Source organism: Blautia sp. MSJ-19, from assembly GCF_018918125.1.
In the GTDB taxonomy this organism is placed as follows: Bacteria; Bacillota; Clostridia; order Lachnospirales; family Lachnospiraceae; genus Blautia_A.
This window is the reverse complement of record NZ_JAHLQA010000035.1, coordinates 47,416-66,893: the sequence shown is the minus strand read 5'-3', so window position 1 is coordinate 66,893 and position 19,478 is coordinate 47,416. Positions and strand designations below refer to the sequence as shown.

Sequence of the window (19,478 nt, the reverse complement as noted above, 5' to 3'; positions counted from 1 at the left end):
CAGACAGAAACAAAGAGAAACCACAATAAAAGCAATGATAAACAACATAAAACCACAAACGCAATAAGTCTGCCCATATACAGACAAGAGTTAGAGATCAGAATCGGAGGAATAAATATCATGAAAATTTTAGAGACAAAATTCGTACAGGGATTTATCAAAATGGCAAATGACGGTTATCTGCAGGGATGGCATGAAAGAAACGGTGGTAACTTAAGCTACCGCCTGAAAGCAGAAGAAGTTGAAATGATTCGTCCACGTCTGAATGCTCCGGGAGAGTGGACTCCGATCGGAACAGAAGTACCTGGACTTGCCGGAGAATTTTTTCTTGTAACAGGAAGTGGCAAGTATTTCCGTAATATCATTGTTGACCCGGAAGTATGTCTGGCGATCATTGAACTGGATGAAACAGGAACCAATTATCGTATCCGCTGGGGGCTGGTAGAGGGTGGAAGACCGACCAGTGAGCTGCCGACACACCTGATGAACCATGAAGTAAAGAAGAAACTGACAAACGGAAAACACCGTGTCATCTATCATGCGCATACGACCAACACAATTGCACTGACTTTTGTTCTTCCGTTGGATGACAAGGTATTTACCAGAGAACTCTGGGAATCTGCAACAGAATGCCCGGTCGTATTTCCGGATGGAGTCGGAGTCGTTCCGTGGATGGTTCCTGGTGGAAGAGAAATTGCAGTAAAGACTGCAGAACTGATGAAAAAATATGATGTAGTCATCTGGGCACATCATGGAATGTTCTGTTCAGGAGAAGACTTTGACCTGACCTTCGGTCTGCTCCATACAGTAGAAAAATCTGCAGAGATTCTGGTAAAGATCCTGTCCATGTCACCACATAAGCTTCAGACGATCCAGCCGGACAATTTCCGTGCCCTTGCAAAAGATTTCAAAGTGACATTGCCGGAAGAATTTCTTTATGAAAAAGAATAAATAACGAACAGATAACGAAGGAGAAGTCTTTTCAGGCTTCTCCTTTTAAGATGCATTTTCTTTACACCGGGTTCTGCGATAAGTGAAGATCTGATAAAGCACAATCACTGCCCAGCCAATTCCGGTTGCCAGTGCGACTGCTTTAAGTCCCAGCCTGTTGATCAACAGGTAAGAAATCACAACACGAATGGAAATCTGGATGATCGTTCCAATCACCGGAACTTCTACTCTTCCGATTCCTCGGAAAAAGCCCACAAAAGAGCTTCCGGTGAAGCAAAGGAAGTAGAAGAACGAGATAATTACAATATATTCATCTGCATTTTGCAAAACGCTGGAAGATGGATTTCCCATTAACAATATAACGGCTTTTTTTGTAACTAAAATCATCAGAATGGACAAAGTGACTGCCAGCGTAAGCATGACTGTCAGTCCCTGTCGGAGACCGGCCCTGACTCTGCCTTTCTTCCTGGCACCGCGATTTTGAGCGGTAAATACGGAAATTGCGACAGCACCACTGTCACTGAATGAGTTGGCAAATCCCTCAATACGTGTAGTTGCAGTATATGCCGATATCATATCCGTACCACCTGTGTTGACGGCTCCCTGTACAAGGAGTTTTCCAATATAGAGGCTTGACTGATGGAGTGCTGAAACGGAGCCATATTTTGCCGTCTTTTTTATCAGTCCCGTATCCATGACCAGATCTTTTCGCCCGAAAAAGAATTCCGGGTGCTTCTTTTGCATAACTGCCATACAGATAACAGAGGCTGTAAATTGTGCAGTAACTGTGGCAATGGCAGTTCCTGCGGTTCCCATATGCATTTCCGCAACAAAAAGAAAATCCAGCACGATATTCAGAAGCATTGATATCAGCAGAGTATACAATGGTATTTGGGTATCTCCTGCGGCTTGCAGGACTGCCGCACACCAGTTATAAAAAAATGTGACTGGAAGTCCCAGAAGAATGATCCATAAATAATCCCATGCATAAGGAGATACTTCTGCCGGTGTTTTTATCACGTTCAGAATCTGAGAAAGCAAACTCAGGCTTATGAAACTCAGTCCAAGTGTTGCGCCTCCACCCAGTAACAGGGATAAAAAGCTTTCTCTTCGCAGCAGTTCCCATTTCTTCTGTCCATATAATTCCGCAAAAATAACGGATATCCCATTACACCCGCCATTTAACATAAAAATGAACAGGTTCATGACACTTCCGGCGACCCCTACTGCCGCAAATGCGGTGCTTCCCACATAACGTCCAACAATCATCGAATCAATTGTATTATAAAACTGCTGCAGGATATTTCCCATGATCAGGGGAAGCATCAATGCGATCAGTTCTTTCTTTATATTTCCATGAAGTAAATCTTTTGTTTTTTCCATATCAATCTCGTTTTTACTTTCATCTGATCTGACAGTACCATATTTTTTCTGTATATTGTGTCGAAAAAATAGCAGTTATTTTCAAGTTACTATTCACAGGTAATATCCCGAGACATACTTTCAACAAGTATTAATATATGGAAAATCAAATACATTGTAAAATGCATATTTAATATGTATAATATAAGCATTATTTTATATTTATTTCAGGACAGGAGATGAGTGCGATGACATATTCTGAGATTGAAGCGTTCTTTGAAATTATAAAACATGGCTCTATTTCTGCGGCTGCGGACAGTCTTTTTGTCACACAGCCTGCTCTTACCCGCCGCATTCAGGCACTGGAAACAGAACTTGGATATTCTTTATTTCAACGAAAAAAGGGACAGAAACGCATTGAATTAACAGAAAGGGGAACTGCCTTTATTTCTGTCGCACACAGACTGGAAGACCTCTGGCAGGAAGCGAAAGATATTAAAGAAATGGATTCTTCGGATCTTTTGAAAATTTCAGCGATCAACAGTGTCAGCAGCTATATTCTGCCTGAGGTTTTTCGAAGTCTTTCCAACGAACCGGAAAATATCAGGATCTGTTTTCGACATTGTCATTCTTTTGAAGCTTACGATTATGTTGCGAATGGGATGGTTGATCTGGCACTGATATCCGATGACCGTTATTATCCGAATCTTGAAACGATTCCGCTGTTTCAGGAACCGATGATTCTTCTGGTCAATTCTTCCTGTTCTTATCCGGATGTTGTCTCGACGAAATCTCTGGATCCGCGCAAAGAAATTTTTCTTCCGTGGAATCCGGAGTTTCAGACATGGCATGATTATTGGTTTGGTTCTACAGTTCAGTATCATGCTTTTATGGATCAGATGAGCCTGCTGGAATATTTTCTTTCCTGGAAAGATACCTGGGCGATCGCACCTTTTTCCGTCGCAGATACAGTCAGCAGACTTCCTTATGTTTCCACACGCAAACTGGATGTGCCTCCATCTGACCGAATCATCTATTATGTAAAAAAAGTTAACCGTGAAATACGTTTTGAACGGACTTTTTTACGTATCCTGCGACACGAACTGAGTAAATCACCGGAATTTACGATTCTTTCAGACAGCGGATTTTATGACTGATCCTGGACAGTGGTATTTTTATGTGCAAATAAAAACATATACTATTGAAAAAATTTGCGTTATCATCTAACATAATTAAGTTAGAGGGGAAAGGAAGTATTATCAGCTTTTTCCAAATGATAATTGAAGAGGTTTCGTAATGGCAAATGACAAAAAACAGATATTAGGGCATGTCCTTGCATGTGGAACGCAGATCATGTGGGGAGCAACCTTTGTATCCACAAAAGTACTTCTGAAATATTTCTTACCTGTAGAAGTATTATTTACACGTGCAGTGCTGGCCTTCCTGGCATTGCTTATATTTTATCCACATCATCTGAAACTGAAGAATCCCAGACAGGAACTGGCTTTTGCGGGAGCAGGACTGTTTGGGATTGTGATGTATTTTATGCTGGAGAATACTGCCCTGACAATGACGTATGCATCCAATGTAGGGATCATCGTTGCGTGTGCACCGTTTTTTGTGGCGGTAATAGCAGGAATCTTTTTTAAGAATGAAAAGTCAGGGATCTATTTCTACATAGGATTTGTAGTTGCGATCGCAGGAGTCATTCTGATCAGCTTGAATGGACAGAAGAATTTTCAGCTTAATCCAATGGGAGATGGCCTGGCATTTATTGCAATGATCTCATGGGGATGCTATTCTACGTTGATTAAGAAGATTGGAGAATGGGATTATCCGACAGTTGCAGTTACCAGGAGAATTTATTTCTATGGAATTCTCTTCTTAATCCCGGTGCTGATCCAGCAGAAGGCTTCCTGGAAGCCGGAACTTATGATGAAACCGGAAGTGCTTTCCAACTTCCTGTTTCTGGGACTCTTTGCAAGTGCGGTAGGATTCCTGCTCTGGAATCTTTCCACGAAATGGATCGGTGCGGTGAAGACAAGCGTGTATATTTATGTTTCACCGGTAGTGACGGTAGTACTGTCCATGCTGGTGCTTCACGAAAAAATGACCGTAGTATCTGTGATCGGATCTGCGCTGATCTTTGTGGGACTGGTGATCTCACAGAAAAGAAAACCCACCGGGGACGGAGTTTGATGGCATTCAACTCCGTCTCCAGTGGCTTTATGGACTATTTTATGGGCAGCATGAGTGCGATCGTGCTGCCTTTCGCATTACTTTCGAGTACTTTTACCTGTCCGCCATGCTGCCTGGCAATTTCGGTTACGAGGGCGAGTCCAAGGCCGGCACCGCCCATGGCACGGCTTCGGGATTTGTCTACGCGGAAAAACGGGGCGAAGATTTTTTCCTGATATTCAGGCGGGATACCAATGCCGGTGTCAGAGATTTCGACGAAAGCACAGTCTGCCGGATGAGGCTGTGAAGCAGCAGCCAGAACAGCTTTTCCCGGATGGATATTTACCGTTACTTTTCCCGAAGAATGGTTATATTTGATCGCATTTTCCACAAGATTATACACAGCACGGTAGAGCAGAAGATAACTTCCGGTAACAGTACAGTCACCATCTCTCTGAATCAGTTCAATCTGTTTCTGCTCAGCCACTGAAGCCAGATCGCAGAAAACCTCTTCTGTAAGTTCTGCCAGAGAAATTGTCTCAGAGCGTTCAACTGTCTGAATACCGGTCATATCGAGAAGAACTTCTGCCAGATGAGAAAGCCGTCCGGTCTGTTCCTGAACCATGGAAAAAATTTCCCGGTATTCCTCTGTAGAAGGTTCTTTTTTTCGGGCAAAAACCTCTAGATTTGTCTGCATGACAGCAAGAGGTGTCCGAAGCTCATGTGCGGCACTGGCAGAAAACTGCTTCTGAGCGGTAAATGCATCATCCAGACGGGAGAGCATTTCATTAAAAGAAGCAGTCAGATGAGAAATCGCATCGTTGCTCTCTGGGATTTCCAGAGATTCTGAAAGATTCTGTGCCTGTATTTTCTCAATTTTCGTACTGAGCTCATGTAAAGGAGACAGCGCATGGCGGCTGATAAAATAAGTTCCGATACTGCTCAGGAGAATGATGATCCCGGTAGCAATTATGCTTCTGATGCGGAACAGGTCTTTGGTTGACTGTACCTGATCAGAAAGATCCGGGAATAATACGGCCGGGTCTACATGAAAAGTAATCGGCTCGGAGCCGGTTTCATCGACCTGTACGATATAATTTTCCAGATTTTCCATTCCAGTGACTGCCGAACGACTGATAAAAAAGTACATCAATATGCAGGTGACGCTTACAAGCAGGGTGATGACCAGTGTCAGCCGCCACTGCAGGGAAAGTTTTTTTGAAAAATTTTTCATTGCATGTCCTCCATCAGAATATAGCCCTGACCAATTTTGTTCTGGATAGGATCGAAGCCAAGGGCAGTACGAAGTTTTTTGCGAAGAGAAGAAATATGGACACGTATGGAATTGCTGAAGCTGTTGACACTTCCGTCCCAGAGATGTTCGATCATTTCTTCCGGGCTGATGATCCGGCCCTGGTGGAGCAGAAAGTATTCCAGAAGAGCACCTTCTTTTCGTGTCAGGGAAAGTGGTGTGTCGTCTGCACTGGCTTTTCGGGTACGGGTGTCGAAGGTGATTCGTCCGCATTTCAGGCAGACATCTTCCTGGATAAATTTTCTCCGGGTGAGGCTTCGGATTCTGGCTTCCAGCTCTTCGAAGTGGAATGGCTTGGTGAGGTAGTCGTTGGCACCAAGGTCCAGTCCTTCTACTTTGTCCTGAATCTGTCCGCGGGCAGAAAGAATCAGAACAGGAGTTGTACTGTCTGACATTCGAAACTGCCGCAGGATTTCCAGTCCGTCAATTCCCGGAAGATTCAGATCAAGAAGGATCAGGTCATAGCTTTCTGTCATACATAATTCCAGACCTTCGTTTCCGTCAAAACAGGTGTCTGTTTCATATCCATTCATACGAAGTCCTTCTGCGACAGAGAGGCAGAGCTGCTGTTCGTCTTCTATTATTAATATGTGCATGTAAAATCTCCTTTTTGTGTGGTGATACTTGAGAATTGTCTGCTTTGTATCAGATGCTTTTATAATTTTATCTGATATTATCATATCATATCATGTCACATATAAAATTCCTGTAAAAAAATCACTTATTTAATTGAAATCATTATTTGGATTAAAAAATTTTATTTTCGTATTTTCTTAACACCAATTTTATAGACAGTATGGTATAGTTCTGTCTGTAGTAATCGCAGTGAGCACAGCTCATACAGTAAAAAAAGAGAATGGAATCAACTGAAGGGAGAATATAGATCATGAAATTCAGAATGCAGAAAATCACAGCACTTATGGCGGCCGCAGTATTGGGGATTTCCTCATTTGGCAGTGTATCGGTAATGGCAGCGGAAAGCACAGAGACAGAAATCGCAGATACAGAGGGAGAAGTGATCACAATGGACGGAGATGCGATCTCATCAGATCTGATCGCAGGAACATTTAAACCATCAGAGACAACTGTACCGGTGCAGGATTCTTATGAATATGGTTTTATGGGACTGAAATTTTCACTTCCGAAAGATCTGCTGAAACAGATGGAAGAGCAGAGTATTGCGATGGTTACGAATGAAGACTGGACAGCCAATGCAGATGCAGTAAAATATGCATATTTCAGTTGGTGTGAGATGACAGAGGAACAGAAAGAAGCAGAAGTTGACAAGATCGGAACCGGATATGATGAATGGAGAGACAGTCTTGTAAAAGTCGGCGTGCTCGGCATGTATGACGAAGAGTCTCAGGAAAAACTGGACGAGATCACAGGCTGCACAGATCACAAAGAACTGGGGAGCAGCAGTGACGGAAAATACAAATATTATCTGAGCATCAACAAAGATGCGGATGAAACATTGAGAAATGAAATCGAAGAAATTGATGCAACGATCACAGATATGACACCGTTCCAGCAGATTTCTGTATTTGAAACACCACAGGACACAAACGGCAATTCAGCAGATGCCACTTCTGTAGGAAGTTTTGAAACAACCGGAATCGGTGGCGATACCTATACAGAAAAAGTGTTCAGCGACTATGACCTGACACTGGTGAATATCTTTACCACCTGGTGTTCTCCGTGCGTCAATGAAATCCCGGAACTGGAAAAACTTTATCAGGAAATGAAGGACAGTGGAATTGGAGTTGTCGGAGTAGTTCTTGATACAGTAGATGCAGATGGCAATCAGGATGAAGATACAGTGAAAAAAGCAGAAATCCTCAGGGAAAAAACAAAAGCTTCCTATCCGTTCCTGATCCCGGATTCTACGATGATGAACGGACGCTTAAATGGAGTTGCCGCATTCCCGGAAACTTTCTTTGTGGATAAGAACGGAAACATCGTGGGTGATACTTATACAGGAAGTCACAGCCTGAGTGAGTGGGAAGATATTGTAAAAAAGGAATTTGATAAATTATGATAAAAAAGTTAACAGAAACAAAATGGACAGGAGTTGTTTTAATGATCTGTGGAATCCTTCTGATGATTTTTGGAATCCACAGAGGTGAAATGTCTGTCGTTTTTACAAAAGCAATCAATATCTGCATGGAGTGTATCGGAATTGGATAATAAGAAAATGAAAATAAATGAGTGGCCGCGTCATGGAATCCAGGCATTATGGACCTTGCTGACAAACAGTCATCTGTCCGGATTTGTGACCGGCAAGATTTATACCGGAAAATTAAAAAATGCCTGTGTTCCGGGGCTGAACTGCTATTCCTGCCCCGGAGCGACAGGAGCCTGTCCGATAGGATCTCTTCAGGCTGTGATCGGAAGCTGGAACTTCAAAATGGCATATTATGTAGTGGGCTTTCTGATCTTTGTCGGAGCATTACTTGGCAGACTGGTCTGTGGATTTCTCTGCCCATTTGGACTGATTCAGGATCTGCTCAATAAGATTCCATTTCCAAAGAAGATTCGGACATTTCGCGGGGATAAACTGCTCCGCAGGCTGAAATACATAATCTTTCTTGTATTTGTGATTTTACTTCCAATGTTTGTGGTAGATATCATGGGACAGGGAGCACCATATTTCTGTAAACTGATCTGTCCGGCAGGAACTCTGGAGGGCGGACTTCCGCTGGTATTGCTGAACAAGTCCATGCGAAGTGCGGTAGGATGGCTTTACATATGGAAAAATGCGATTCTGGTAATCACTGTCATTCTTGCCATTATGATATATCGACCATTCTGTAAATATATCTGCCCGCTGGGAGCTTTTTATTCAGTATTCAATAAAGTGTCTGTTTTTCGCTATCGCGTAGATCAGGACAAATGCGTTCATTGTGGAAAATGTGCAAAAGCCTGCCAGATGGAAGTCAATCCTGTGGAAAACCCGAACAGTGCGGAGTGCATCCGCTGTGGAAGATGCAGAAAAGCCTGTCCGACACAGGCAATTCAGTGTGGAATAAAGAGATAAAAATGAATGCAGACGGGTCAATATTAATCCCGTCTGCATTGGCTGAGTATTTTCAGTAATTTCTGAACATCGACAGGTTTGGCGATATGCTCATTCATACCGGCATCCAGTGCTGCCTGCCTGTCTTCGGCAAAAGCGTTGGCAGTCATGGCAATGATCGGAATACTGGAACGAACCGGATCTTTCATGGAGCGGATTTGTCTGGTAGCTTCATACCCGTTCATACCTGGCATCTGAATATCCATCAGAATCAGATCATATGTGTCTCCGGCTGTACTCTGTATTTGGGAGACAGCTTCTATGCCGTTGAAGGCGGTATCTACAGTAAATCCATTATCTGCAAGGATTGATTCTGCGATTTCTCTGTTCAGTTCATTGTCTTCTACAAGAAGAATCTTTTTACCTGTAAAATCAGGGGCTGGATCCGGTGAAGTCTGGATTATGGTATCACAGACAGCGAAGCGGAGGAATACAGTGAATTCAGTACCTTTTCCCTCTTCACTGTCAACTGTGACAGAACCATTCATAAGATCAATGAGATTTTTGGTAATGGACATTCCAAGACCAGTTCCCTGTATCCTGCTGACTGTGGCAGTTTCTTCTCGGGAAAATGCTTCAAAAATGTGCTTCTGAAATTCCTTACTCATGCCAATTCCGGTATCACGAATATGAAATTCATAGTCCGCATAACCGGAAGGTGCAGTGTCTTTTTCGATGATGGTAAAGCTGACTTCACCTCCGGCTGGAGTAAATTTAACAGCATTTCCGATGATATTCAACAAAATCTGATGAATCCGAAGACTGTCTCCGACAATTGTATCATGAACAACCAATTCTGTATTGATCTTAAAATCCAGTTGTCTGGAAGAAACACCAGCCTGACTGATCGTTTGAATATCATGAACGAGTTCAGAAAGACTTAAAGGTTTTTCTTCGATTTTTACCTTACCGCTTTCGATGCGGCTCATATCAAGAACATCGTTGATCAGCGAGAGAAGGTGCTGACTGGATACGGAAATTTTGTCAAGATAATCGCTGACCAGCTCCTGATCATCTATATGAGTTTTAGCCAGGGTTGTAAAACCGATGATCGCATTCATAGGAGTTCTGATATCATGAGACATACTGTTCAGAAAGGAAGTTTTTGCGCGATTTGCATTTTCGGCAGAAACAAGAGCTTTCTGGAGTTCTCTTCGGTTTGCATCAAGTTCGATGTTCAGTGCTTTGATCTCTTCTGCACGTGCACTCATATAAGTGCTGTAAATACCGGAAATTTTTCTGTTGGTCATATAAATACCGAGCAGGAGTCCTGTAATGGCAAAAAACAGGGAATTGCCTTTGTTCGTTGCATATACAGCATAACCAGACTGATATTTACCGATCAGAAGCAGATAAATGATTTCAGCAGGTATTACGACTACAGCGATCTCCAGTGCGTTCAGCGCAAAAAGCATTGGTGCAACAACGATAAATACAAGATATAAAGTAGTGCGCTCACGGATGCTTCCTTCACCAATAGAAGAAAGAATTCCTATACCAAGATAAAAGGTCATAAAAAGATATGCAGATATATGAACCAGGTATGGAGCATTTTTTATAATGGTATTTGCCAGAGCAAGGACGCCGAATAAAATAATGCCGGCCATAAATACAATTTGATTGCTGTCAGGCACCCTGGAGTATTTCAGACATAAGCGCAGAGCAAAGACAAGCAGGCAGGCAAATGAGAGGACAGATATACTTTTGCGGTTTGCTTCTGTGATTTCGGCAGAGATCAGTTTGTACTGCTCTCTTTTCAGTCCTCCGTACAACAGAAGCTGAGCGGATTTTGATAAGAGTTTTTTCATACGGTTTTATACCTGCTCAGAGGTTTTTCCTTCCTGAATATTTTGGAATTGTATGTGCGGGCTAATGAAAAATAAGTCTTTTTCCTGTCTCTATTATATCTTTTCCAGGCAGAAATTTCATCTATATTTTTACCTTACAGAAATCTGAAATAAAATTTGGAGCAAAATCAAATGCGTTTGGACCGTTTATCTGATATAATGAATCTACTTGCATTAAAAAATAGAAGAGGAGGAGTAAGCAATGATCTGTGGAATGACATATTTTCAGATATGCCTGTATTTTTTGTTTTATTCTTTTGGAGGATGGGTCGTTGAAGTTATTTTCCATGCGGTAACTCTTGGAAAGGTTATAAACAGGGGGTTCCTGAATGGTCCGGTCTGCCCGGTCTATGGATTTGGCGTGCTCTCTGTTTTTGCACTGCTTAATACGATCCAGAGTGGCGGACACCAGATGAGTGAGGGCATGATCTTTGTTTTTGGATTTGTCCTTGCAACAGCAGTAGAGCTGATTGCCGGATGGCTGCTTGATGTTTGCTTCCATGCAAGATGGTGGGATTATTCAGATAAACCGCTGAATTTTCACGGATATATCTGCCTGGAGTTTTCACTGATCTGGGGACTTGCAATCGTTATGGTCGTAAAAGTTTTCCAGAAATATGTGGAGAATCAGGCATCACATACACCTGCAACATGGGAATGGGTTGTGATGGCAATTTTGTACGCTGCGTATTTTGCAGACTTTGTTGTGACGGTAGCAGTGATCCGTGGACTGAACAAGAAACTTACCAGGCTGGATAAAGTCAGCTCAGATCTTAGGATCGTAAGCGATAAACTCAGCAATACTCTGGCGACAACCACGATCGACACCGCACAGAAAGTCGGCGAAGGTAAGGTACAGGCGGCACTTGCAAAAGCTGAATTACGAGATGCTACGATCGCCCAGAAAGACAAATCGATTGAAATGCTTCGCATGAAAAAAGCAGAACTTCAGGCACAGTTTGATGAACTGTCCGGTTCCATCACAAACCATACTGTATTTGGTCAGGGTCGAATCATCAAAGCTTTCCCTGAGATGAAACACAGAGATTACTTTGAACTGATCCAGGAACTGAAGAAGAAACTGAAATAAATAGTAACAGAAATGTGAAAACCTTATGATTTTTCCTGAAAGCGAATAACTTTTTAAGGAAAATCTAAGGTTTTTTTCATATAATCGTGTCCGTAAAGAAAAGTGACGATCGTAATATTCGAGAAAGGACATTAATATATGAAAAGAAAGCAGATAACCGCAATAATATCAGCAGTAACAATGCTCATGGGAACCACAGTATATGGAGTTGGAAATGTAAGTGCAGCACAGGTGAGTGAAACAGATCAGAGTACAATTGAGAGTACTTTGAATATGGCCAACAATGATGAAATTACGTGGAGCTATGACAGCCAGTCTGATTCCTGGACCATGTCTGTGACAAGTGCAGTTGCAAATCCGGAGCTGCCGGACTATCAGGGTGTTTCTGTAAATGTTCCCGGTGCATATGTAAAAGGAATTGACACAGACGGAGACGGCACGGAGGATGTGACAGGAGAAACATATTCTGAAGAAGTAAAGGGTCAGCTTGTTATAGATGATACCGCAGAAATTACAAACGCGAATGGACAGACTTATACTGCATCAACTGCCCCGGTTATTATAAACACAGGAGCAGCAGGGTACAGTGCACAGGAAAATCAAAAGGCATCTTCCAGTAATGCCGCATATGGCTATATAAATGTAGCGTGCGGAAACCGTGGAAAACAGAGCACAGCAACAGATGAGGATGGAGAGGAATATTACACAGGTGATGCACCGCTCTGTCTGGTCGATCAGAAAAATGCAATCCGTTTTGTAAAATATAATATTATCCTTGGAAACCTCCCGGGAAATACAGAGTATTTTGTATCTACCGGAGGTTCCGGCGGAGGAGCTCATGCAGCAATGGTAGCTGCAACTTCTGACAATTCGGATTATTTTCCATATGAGGCAGAAGCAGGGGCTGTTGGTATTTATCAAAATGAAGATAGAAGCTATTCTGAGGCACTGGAATCCGTAGATGCTGAAATTTCAGATGGCGTCTGGGGATGCGTGGCATACAGTGCGATTACTTCTCTGCAGGAAGCAGATATGGCGATGGCATTTGAGTATTATCTCGACACAGACTATGAATTCAACACAGATTTCCAGAAAAAAATGGCAGAATATCTATCAGAAGAATATATGGATTATATTAATGCACAGAATCTGAGTATCAGTGAGTCAGCAGTAAACATTGACATAAATGAAGACGGCGACAAAGATGATGTAGTAGACCTGACGATAGAATATGATGAAGAAAAATATGCAGATACCAACGGATACGGCGGAACTTATCTTACTCTTTATCTGAAAGAATTCGAAAAAAATCTGGAGTGGTATCTGGAAAATCTGGATTATGCAGATGACTGGACATGGTTTGACAGTGATGGAAATGCGCTCAGTGATGAGAGTGTGGCACAGATGACAACAGAAGAAAAAGCCCAGGCATTTCTGGAAGGGCGATATGCCAAAGGAGAGTCCGGGCAAAATGCGGGTCCTGGCGGCGGAATGCCAGATGGAAACGGACCGGCTGGAGAAAAGCCGGAAGGAGCACCGGATGGAAACGGCCCAGATGGAGAAAAACCGGACGGAGCACCGGATGGGAATGGACCGGACGGAGATATGCCGGATGGAAAAACTCCTGACGAGAATAAACAGGAGGATGAGCTGGTCACAAGTGGAATGGGAGACGAAGTCGGAACTCCAGATGCCGGAACAACGCAGTCAGCAGATTCAAAAACAGATTCCGTGGACTACAGCAGCTATGAAGAAATGCTGGAGTCTTATGAAAGCGATATTGCCTCTATCGAGGATGGCGATAAATACGGAAATAATATTGTAGATCTGTATAATCCGCTTAACTATATTGGAGACGAAGACACAGAAAGCCCGACATGGACCAGAATTGTAATGGGTGCATCCGAAGGCGATATGTCGCTGTTTGCGTCCATGAATATGCAGATTGCATGGCTTAACAGCGGAACAGATGCAGAACTCGAATGGCAGTGGGACGGCGGACACGTTCCGTCTGAAATCTTCGGAGAATCACTGGCACTTTATGTTGACGAAATGTATGGAAAATATGTAGAAGGAGCAGCAGAAGTAACAAAAGCAGAGGCACAGACCCAGACACAAAACGGAACTGCCACAGAAGCAACAGGAACAGATATCAGCAGCTGGGCATCTTATGAAGACGGAGAGGTGAAATTTACCCTGGCAGATGCCGCTTCCTATAGAACAAAAGGAGCCAGCAAAGCGACACCAGGTTTTGATGTTATAGATTACGGTCAGGAAACTTACGAATTCGGCTCCACAACACAGGACGCAAGACATTTTGACAAGTACGTACTGAAAGTACTGCAGGAGGAGAAAGAAACTCTGGAAGAACTATTCAACAGTGCACAGGAACAATAAAAGAAAATTTGATTTTTGAAGATCATTAAAAAGTGTGTGGATTATCAGCATAAGTCCGGCTTATGTGATAAACTGCACACTTTTTTGTCGTTCGCAGTTCATATCATGGCAAAAAAACAGAGTAAATAATAAGAAAATATATAAAATAATTGATATATGAATGCTATACTATAAGAAAAAACGTAAGGTGGGAGAGTATGAAAATCAGAAACAAAATCTTACTGGTTGTTTTGATTGTTTTATTGTCAAATGGAATTCTGATCAATCTGGCATGGTACAGCAGTACAAATCGGATGACAGACAAGTATCTGGATGATATATCGCAGAGTGCCATGAAAGATGCCTATCAGGCATTTGAGTATCTGCTGGTAGATACGTCTTATATGGCGACGATGATTTCTCTCAATGAAAAAAATATCATACGTCCTGTTCAGAATCTGAAGAATAAAGAAATAAAAACAGAAAGCGGCCAGTGGAATCAGGAATATCTGAAAAATAAACGTACAATTTCGGATTTTATAGCCGGTATGAACGGTTATAAATATTACATTGTAGGAATTACGATAGTAGTAGATTCAGACTGTGTTTTTTCAACATCTTATTTAATGCAGGACCATAATGAAATATACCAGAATATCCTGCAGCTGGATCAGGAAGATTTAAAGACAAATATAATTCTGATGGATCCGATTCATGTTGAAGGTGGGAAATCAACTCTTTCGAGTGATTATGTTGTGCCTGTGGTAAGGGCAATACTTGATCATAAGAGACAGCCTGTGGGATATGTAGTACTGTATTTTGATTATGGCGTGATTGAAAAGATGTTTGCATCCAATCTTCCGGAAGGAAGTCATTTTCAGGTTATTAATGATAACCAGTCCATTATTTTTTCAAATTGTGGAGATGCGATCCTGGATGCGGAAAATCCTGAGAAGGGTTTTGTATATAATACTTCAGAAGCCGAAAATGTCGACTGGCGGTTTACTATGGCAATTCCGTCTGCTTATTATTTGAAAGATATCAATCATACGGTTTATATGACGATGATTCTGATGGTAGTTGTTTTGATCGCGGCAGCGATACTGGCAGTGATTGTTGTGTCCAGAATGACTGTAGAAATATCGAATCTGCGGAATATGATGCATGAGGTTTCTGCGGGAAATCTTGAAGCACATTATGAAATCAAAAGTAAAGATGAAATAGGACAGATGGGGCGTACTTTTAATCATATGGTGGAACATATACGGCGTCTCATGGAAAAAGTTGCTGAGGAAGAAGAACAGAAGAGACTGGTAGAGATTGCTTTTCTGGAAGCACAGATTAATCCTCATTTCATTTCAAATGTATTAAATAATGTTGTATGGATGGCAAAAATACAGCATGCCGATAATATTGTGCCGCTGGTACAGTCTTTGAACTGCATGCTGCAGAATGTCATGCACCAGGAAGAAGATATGATACCGTTGAAAGATGAATTGAATTATCTGGATAATTATCTGAGAATCGTTGAATACAGTGGAAGTTATGATTTCACTATAGAAAAGGACATAGAAGAAGGAACAGAAAAACTGCTTGTCCTTCGTTTCATTTTGCAGCCAATTCTGGAAAATGCAATTTATCATGGACTTCCAAATGGATTTGATAAAGAGGGAAAAATTAAAATATCTTCACATCTTTCGGAGGAAAAACTTATTTTGACGATAGAAGATAACGGAGATGGAATGACGGATGAAGAAATCTCAGAGATACTGGAAAAACAGGTAAAGGACAGAAAGCATTTTAATGGAATTGGTATTCCAAATGTAAAAGAGAGAATTCAGCTGTTTTTTGGAAAAGATTATGGTCTTACTTATGAGAGTGAACTGGGCAAATATACGCGGGCTGTTTTTACTTTACCAGTGATATATGCAGAAAGAACAGAAGAGAAAGATATAATGCTTATGAAAATGGGGGATCATACATATGGCAAAAATTAAATTGGTTGTAGTGGATGATGAACTGACAAGCAGAAATACGATTAAGAATTTTATAGCCGACAGTTCAGATTATGAAATTGTAAGTGATTTTTCAGATGGAAAAACAGCACTTGAATGGCTCAGAAATAATGAAGCGGACATTCTGCTGTGCGATATGCAGATGCCGGAAGTGAATGGCGTAGAGCTGATGAGAATGGTACATGTTATCAATGAATTTATGCCGGTGATAGCAATCAGCGGATTTGATAATTTTGACTATGTAAGAGGAAGTCTGGTTAACGGAGCAGCAAATTATCTTCTGAAGCATGAACTAACGAAAGAAGGATTGTTAGATACGCTGAATCAGGTAAGAGATAAGTACAGAATTATACCAAACGAAGCAGCAGTATGCCGAAGGACGGGATATTGCATCTACGACAAAAGAGATTTTACGGTGGAAAATATAGAAAGATTATGCGAAGAAGGGAAAATTGCATTCGAGTGCTCAAATGTTGCAGCACTGGCAATCAGCCCGGATTTTCACCTGTCAGAAAATGTAAGACCTTCAGAATATAAAAAAGGTATAGTCGGTGCGATAACGGATATACTGGCACAGCTTTTAGGGCAGGAAATTCCATATCTGGTATATATGACCAAGGAATATCATCTTGTTATTCTGCTTTCTTTTTATAAAATGAGGAGCAGCTTACAGATGATCAACACAATTAAAAATTTTATCAACAGGCTGCAACGTCAGATCATCAGGATGCTTGATCTGACATGTACCATGCTGATCGGAGAAGTACATATCAAAATGGAGAAAGCAATTCAGGAAGGAAAGGAAATGGAAGATCACCTGAAAGATAAACTCTATCTGGGTGGAAACAGAATTGTATTTTATGCTGTGAATAACAAAATTATTTACAGTGATGAAGCGATTCCACAGGCAATGTGGAATCAGTTAAAGTATGAACAGGAAAATCAGATCGTCGGCGAAATAGATACGGTTCGAGAGCTTTTTGACTATATGGAAGAGAAAAGATATCCAATAGAAAAAGTCCGGGAAGTATGCAAAAAATTTATAAAACTTCTGTGTGACAAAAAAGAAGAAAACTCCTGTCTGGAAAATCAGATTGAAGAATATGAGATTTATGAGGAATTCAGAGGAAGGATCATGGAAGTTTTTCATAATCAGGAGATTGGAAAGTTATCAAAAAGAAAAGAGTACTCGAATATGGTATCAAGTACGCTGGATTACGTGGATAAGAATTATACACAGGAAATTTCTCTGGAAAACTGTGCAGAGGAAACAGGAAGCAGTTATACATACCTGAGCAAAGCTTTTAAACAGGAAACAGGTATGCGGTTTATAGAATACCTGAATCGGAGAAGACTTGGTAAAGCCAAAAGTTATCTGATAAGAAACAATCTTTCAATGAAAGAAATCGTAGAAAAATCCGGATTTCGAAATTACAATTACTTTTTTAAAGTATTCAAAGAGAGTGAGGGAATGACTCCAAGTGAGTTTATAGCAAAAAACAGTAGTATTTCTTAAAAAATTGTTATCTTTTATATGCCGCCGGTTTTCTATAATAATCCTAACGGAGGTGGAGAAGTTATGAACAAGTTAGGAAAAAAGAGTAACCGGGCGGCATATTTATTTATCCTGCCACTAATGATCCTGTCCTTTGTGCTTATCTATTATTGCATTATAAGGACTGTAATCACCAGTTTTACAGACTGGAATGGAATGTCAGACACCATGAACTTTGTAGGGCTGAAGAACTACACAAAACTGATGAAGGACAAAACGTTCTGGACGGCCGTTGTAAATAATATCATCTTTTTCTTTGGAACGGTATTTGTACAGGCCGCAGTAGGTTTCCTGATCGCAGTACTTCTGAAAAGGAAACTGCCGGGGGCTAATCTTTTTAAGGCAGTTTATTTTATGCCTATCGCAATGGCTACGTCCATTACGACAGCTATTTTCAAAATTATCATGGATCCGACGAATGGAACCTTAAATAATTTTCTCAGAGCGATAGGTTTAGACATGTTTGCAGTAAGCTGGCTGGGTGATAAACGCTATGCGTTACTTTCTGTGATCATTGTAAATATATTCCAGTGGATGGGATTTTCGATGATCACATATTATGCAGGACTTATGAGCCTGCCGGATGATGTCTATGAAGCGGCAAAAATAGATGGAGCAGGATTCTGGCGAACAACAATATCTGTGACATTCCCAATGCTGAAAGGAACGACAAATGTATTACTGATTCTTGGTATTGTTGGTTCTTTAAAGACATTTGATATTGTAAAACTTCTTACAGGCGGTGGACCGGGACGTTCTACTACGGTGCTGAATACATATTTGTATGAAAAAGCATTTAAGGATTTCAATGCGGGTGGAGCAGCATCAATTGGTGTGGCGATTCTGATCATAGCAATGATCATGTCATTCCTGCAGATAAAGCTTGGAAAGGAGGATTAAGGTCAGATGAGCAGTAAAAAAATAAAATCCAGCATACTTGTGTATCTTGTGCTGATAATATGTGCCGTGATTTGGCTGTTTCCAATTGTCATTGCTTTTGTAAAATCTTTTAATATCAATGGACTGGGAAATTACAAATATGTACTTTCCTATGAAAAAATAAGCTATTTCAGGGTAATTGCAAACAGTATGTTTATTGCGATTATGACAGCAGTAGTTGTAGCACTGATCACAACACTGGCAGCATTTGCCTTTTCAAAAATGAAATTCAGAGGTCAGAAAATTATTTATGGAGCAATTCTTGCATGTCTTGCAGTCCCTGTAGCAGCAGTTACAAGTCCGTTGTTTGATACGATCAAGCGCCTGGGACTTCTGGACAGTAAATTTGGTGTTATTGTACCACTTGTAGCGTTTAATGCGCCAATGATGCTTTTGATGATCAAGAACTATTTTGATACGATTCCGGACGAACTTCTGGAAAGTGCAAGAATGGATGGTGCATCAACACTTCGTATCTGGCTGGAATTTATGCTTCCATTAAGTGTTCCGATGATTGCAAATGTGCTGGTTCTTACGTTTATTTATTCATGGAACGATTATCTGGTGCCGTTACTGGTCATGCGTTCAGAAAAGAACTATACAGTTACGCTCGCAGCGCAGTACTTTATGTCCAGTACTTATCAGAGTCCGGAAGATGTGGCACGTATTTATGCTGTCATGATGCTTTTGACATTACCATCAATCATTGTATATCTGTTCAGCCAGAAATTCCTGGTAGCAGGTATTACGGCAGGATCTGTAAAGGGGTGATATCAT

General features: G+C 41.3%; 16 protein-coding genes. 12 read left to right on the top strand and 4 right to left on the bottom strand.

Translation table 11 applies throughout. The annotated features are described in order from the left end of the window. The first annotated feature begins 120 nt into the window (after nt 1-120). Nucleotides 121-951, top strand: coding sequence for a rhamnulose-1-phosphate aldolase (gene rhaD / locus KQI91_RS12530; RefSeq protein ID WP_216393119.1), 831 nt, complete (start codon nt 121-123; stop codon nt 949-951). 45 nt (nt 952-996) lie between these two features. Here the strand turns inward: rhaD and KQI91_RS12525 are convergent, their stop codons facing one another. Beyond that, complete coding sequence (locus KQI91_RS12525; RefSeq protein WP_216393118.1) at nt 997-2,334, bottom strand: MATE family efflux transporter; 1,338 nt, start codon at nt 2,332-2,334, stop codon at nt 997-999. 227 nt (nt 2,335-2,561) lie between these two features. Between KQI91_RS12525 and KQI91_RS12520 the strand changes: the two genes are divergently transcribed. Both KQI91_RS12520 and KQI91_RS12515 read left to right on the top strand, forming a co-directional pair. After that, the gene (locus tag KQI91_RS12520) at nt 2,562-3,470 is read left to right on the top strand and encodes a LysR family transcriptional regulator (RefSeq protein WP_216393117.1); all 909 of its coding nucleotides are present in this window, start codon (nt 2,562-2,564) and stop codon (nt 3,468-3,470) included. Between the two features lie 139 nt (nt 3,471-3,609). Beyond that, complete coding sequence (locus tag KQI91_RS12515) at nt 3,610-4,512, top strand: DMT family transporter (protein WP_216393116.1); 903 nt, start codon at nt 3,610-3,612, stop codon at nt 4,510-4,512. A gap of 34 nt (nt 4,513-4,546) precedes the next feature. Here the strand turns inward: KQI91_RS12515 and KQI91_RS12510 are convergent, their stop codons facing one another. Both KQI91_RS12510 and KQI91_RS12505 read right to left on the bottom strand, forming a co-directional pair. Further along, entirely contained in the window at nt 4,547-5,725 is a 1,179-nt protein-coding gene (locus tag KQI91_RS12510) for a sensor histidine kinase (protein ID WP_216393115.1), read from the bottom strand. Beyond that, the gene (locus KQI91_RS12505) at nt 5,722-6,399 is read right to left on the bottom strand and encodes a response regulator transcription factor (RefSeq protein ID WP_216393114.1); all 678 of its coding nucleotides are present in this window, start codon (nt 6,397-6,399) and stop codon (nt 5,722-5,724) included. The genes KQI91_RS12510 and KQI91_RS12505 overlap by 4 nt, the downstream gene beginning before the upstream one ends. Before the next feature lie 290 nt (nt 6,400-6,689). Between KQI91_RS12505 and KQI91_RS12500 the strand changes: the two genes are divergently transcribed. Genes KQI91_RS12500 through KQI91_RS12490 form a run of 3 tightly spaced genes read left to right on the top strand, consistent with a single transcriptional unit; the run spans nt 6,690 to nt 8,840 of the window. Next, complete coding sequence (locus tag KQI91_RS12500) at nt 6,690-7,841, top strand: TlpA family protein disulfide reductase (protein WP_216393113.1); 1,152 nt, start codon at nt 6,690-6,692, stop codon at nt 7,839-7,841. Further along, complete coding sequence (locus KQI91_RS12495; RefSeq protein WP_216393112.1) at nt 7,838-7,990, top strand: CD1871A family CXXC motif-containing protein; 153 nt, start codon at nt 7,838-7,840, stop codon at nt 7,988-7,990. The genes KQI91_RS12500 and KQI91_RS12495 overlap by 4 nt, the downstream gene beginning before the upstream one ends. Before the next feature lie 7 nt (nt 7,991-7,997). After that, nucleotides 7,998-8,840: a 4Fe-4S binding protein gene (locus tag KQI91_RS12490; protein WP_216393111.1), complete on the top strand. Its 843-nt coding sequence runs from the start codon at nt 7,998-8,000 to the stop codon at nt 8,838-8,840. 23 nt (nt 8,841-8,863) lie between these two features. On the opposite strand, the gene KQI91_RS12485 is transcribed toward KQI91_RS12490, so the two are convergent. Continuing rightward, entirely contained in the window at nt 8,864-10,687 is a 1,824-nt protein-coding gene (locus KQI91_RS12485) for an ATP-binding protein (protein WP_216393110.1), read from the bottom strand. Nucleotides 10,688-10,928: 241 nt separating this feature from the next. Between KQI91_RS12485 and KQI91_RS12480 the strand changes: the two genes are divergently transcribed. From KQI91_RS12480 to KQI91_RS12455, 6 genes are all read left to right on the top strand, one after another. Beyond that, nucleotides 10,929-11,816, top strand: coding sequence for a putative ABC transporter permease (locus KQI91_RS12480; protein ID WP_216393109.1), 888 nt, complete (start codon nt 10,929-10,931; stop codon nt 11,814-11,816). Nucleotides 11,817-11,954: 138 nt separating this feature from the next. Beyond that, nucleotides 11,955-14,213 carry a hypothetical protein gene (locus tag KQI91_RS16135; protein WP_253288582.1) on the top strand — a complete coding sequence of 753 codons (2,259 nt, stop codon included), beginning with the start codon at nt 11,955-11,957 and terminating at the stop codon, nt 14,211-14,213. 197 nt (nt 14,214-14,410) lie between these two features. Further along, entirely contained in the window at nt 14,411-16,189 is a 1,779-nt protein-coding gene (locus KQI91_RS12470) for a sensor histidine kinase (RefSeq protein ID WP_216393108.1), read from the top strand. Continuing rightward, on the top strand, nt 16,176-17,723 hold the full coding sequence (locus KQI91_RS12465; protein WP_216393107.1) for a response regulator transcription factor: 1,548 nt from the start codon (nt 16,176-16,178) through the stop codon (nt 17,721-17,723). The genes KQI91_RS12470 and KQI91_RS12465 overlap by 14 nt, the downstream gene beginning before the upstream one ends. 63 nt (nt 17,724-17,786) lie before the next feature. Then, nucleotides 17,787-18,662 (top strand): carbohydrate ABC transporter permease, encoded by an 876-nt coding sequence (locus tag KQI91_RS12460; protein WP_216393106.1) that lies wholly within the window; start codon nt 17,787-17,789, stop codon nt 18,660-18,662. Between the two features lie 6 nt (nt 18,663-18,668). Then, a complete protein-coding gene (locus KQI91_RS12455) occupies nt 18,669-19,472 on the top strand; it encodes a carbohydrate ABC transporter permease (RefSeq protein ID WP_216393105.1) in 804 nt (267 codons plus the stop codon). Nucleotides 19,473-19,478: the final 6 nt, after the last annotated feature.

Bases quoted from the DNA above. Each gene is read 5' to 3' on its own strand.
- KQI91_RS12485 (WP_216393110.1), bottom strand. From the start codon at position 10,687: ATGAAAAAACTCTTATCAAAATCCGCTCAGCTTCTGTTGTACGGAGGA.
- KQI91_RS12455 (WP_216393105.1), top strand. From the start codon at position 18,669: ATGAGCAGTAAAAAAATAAAATCCAGCATACTTGTGTATCTTGTGCTG.
- KQI91_RS12480 (WP_216393109.1), top strand. From the start codon at position 10,929: ATGATCTGTGGAATGACATATTTTCAGATATGCCTGTATTTTTTGTTT.
- KQI91_RS12495 (WP_216393112.1), top strand. From the start codon at position 7,838: ATGATAAAAAAGTTAACAGAAACAAAATGGACAGGAGTTGTTTTAATG.
- KQI91_RS16135 (WP_253288582.1), top strand. From the start codon at position 11,955: ATGAAAAGAAAGCAGATAACCGCAATAATATCAGCAGTAACAATGCTC.
- KQI91_RS12470 (WP_216393108.1), top strand. From the start codon at position 14,411: ATGAAAATCAGAAACAAAATCTTACTGGTTGTTTTGATTGTTTTATTG.
- KQI91_RS12520 (WP_216393117.1), top strand. From the start codon at position 2,562: ATGACATATTCTGAGATTGAAGCGTTCTTTGAAATTATAAAACATGGC.
- rhaD (WP_216393119.1), top strand. From the start codon at position 121: ATGAAAATTTTAGAGACAAAATTCGTACAGGGATTTATCAAAATGGCA.
- KQI91_RS12505 (WP_216393114.1), bottom strand. From the start codon at position 6,399: ATGCACATATTAATAATAGAAGACGAACAGCAGCTCTGCCTCTCTGTC.
- KQI91_RS12525 (WP_216393118.1), bottom strand. From the start codon at position 2,334: ATGGAAAAAACAAAAGATTTACTTCATGGAAATATAAAGAAAGAACTG.
- KQI91_RS12460 (WP_216393106.1), top strand. From the start codon at position 17,787: ATGAACAAGTTAGGAAAAAAGAGTAACCGGGCGGCATATTTATTTATC.
- KQI91_RS12510 (WP_216393115.1), bottom strand. From the start codon at position 5,725: ATGAAAAATTTTTCAAAAAAACTTTCCCTGCAGTGGCGGCTGACACTG.
- KQI91_RS12500 (WP_216393113.1), top strand. From the start codon at position 6,690: ATGAAATTCAGAATGCAGAAAATCACAGCACTTATGGCGGCCGCAGTA.
- KQI91_RS12465 (WP_216393107.1), top strand. From the start codon at position 16,176: ATGGCAAAAATTAAATTGGTTGTAGTGGATGATGAACTGACAAGCAGA.
- KQI91_RS12490 (WP_216393111.1), top strand. From the start codon at position 7,998: ATGAAAATAAATGAGTGGCCGCGTCATGGAATCCAGGCATTATGGACC.
- KQI91_RS12515 (WP_216393116.1), top strand. From the start codon at position 3,610: ATGGCAAATGACAAAAAACAGATATTAGGGCATGTCCTTGCATGTGGA.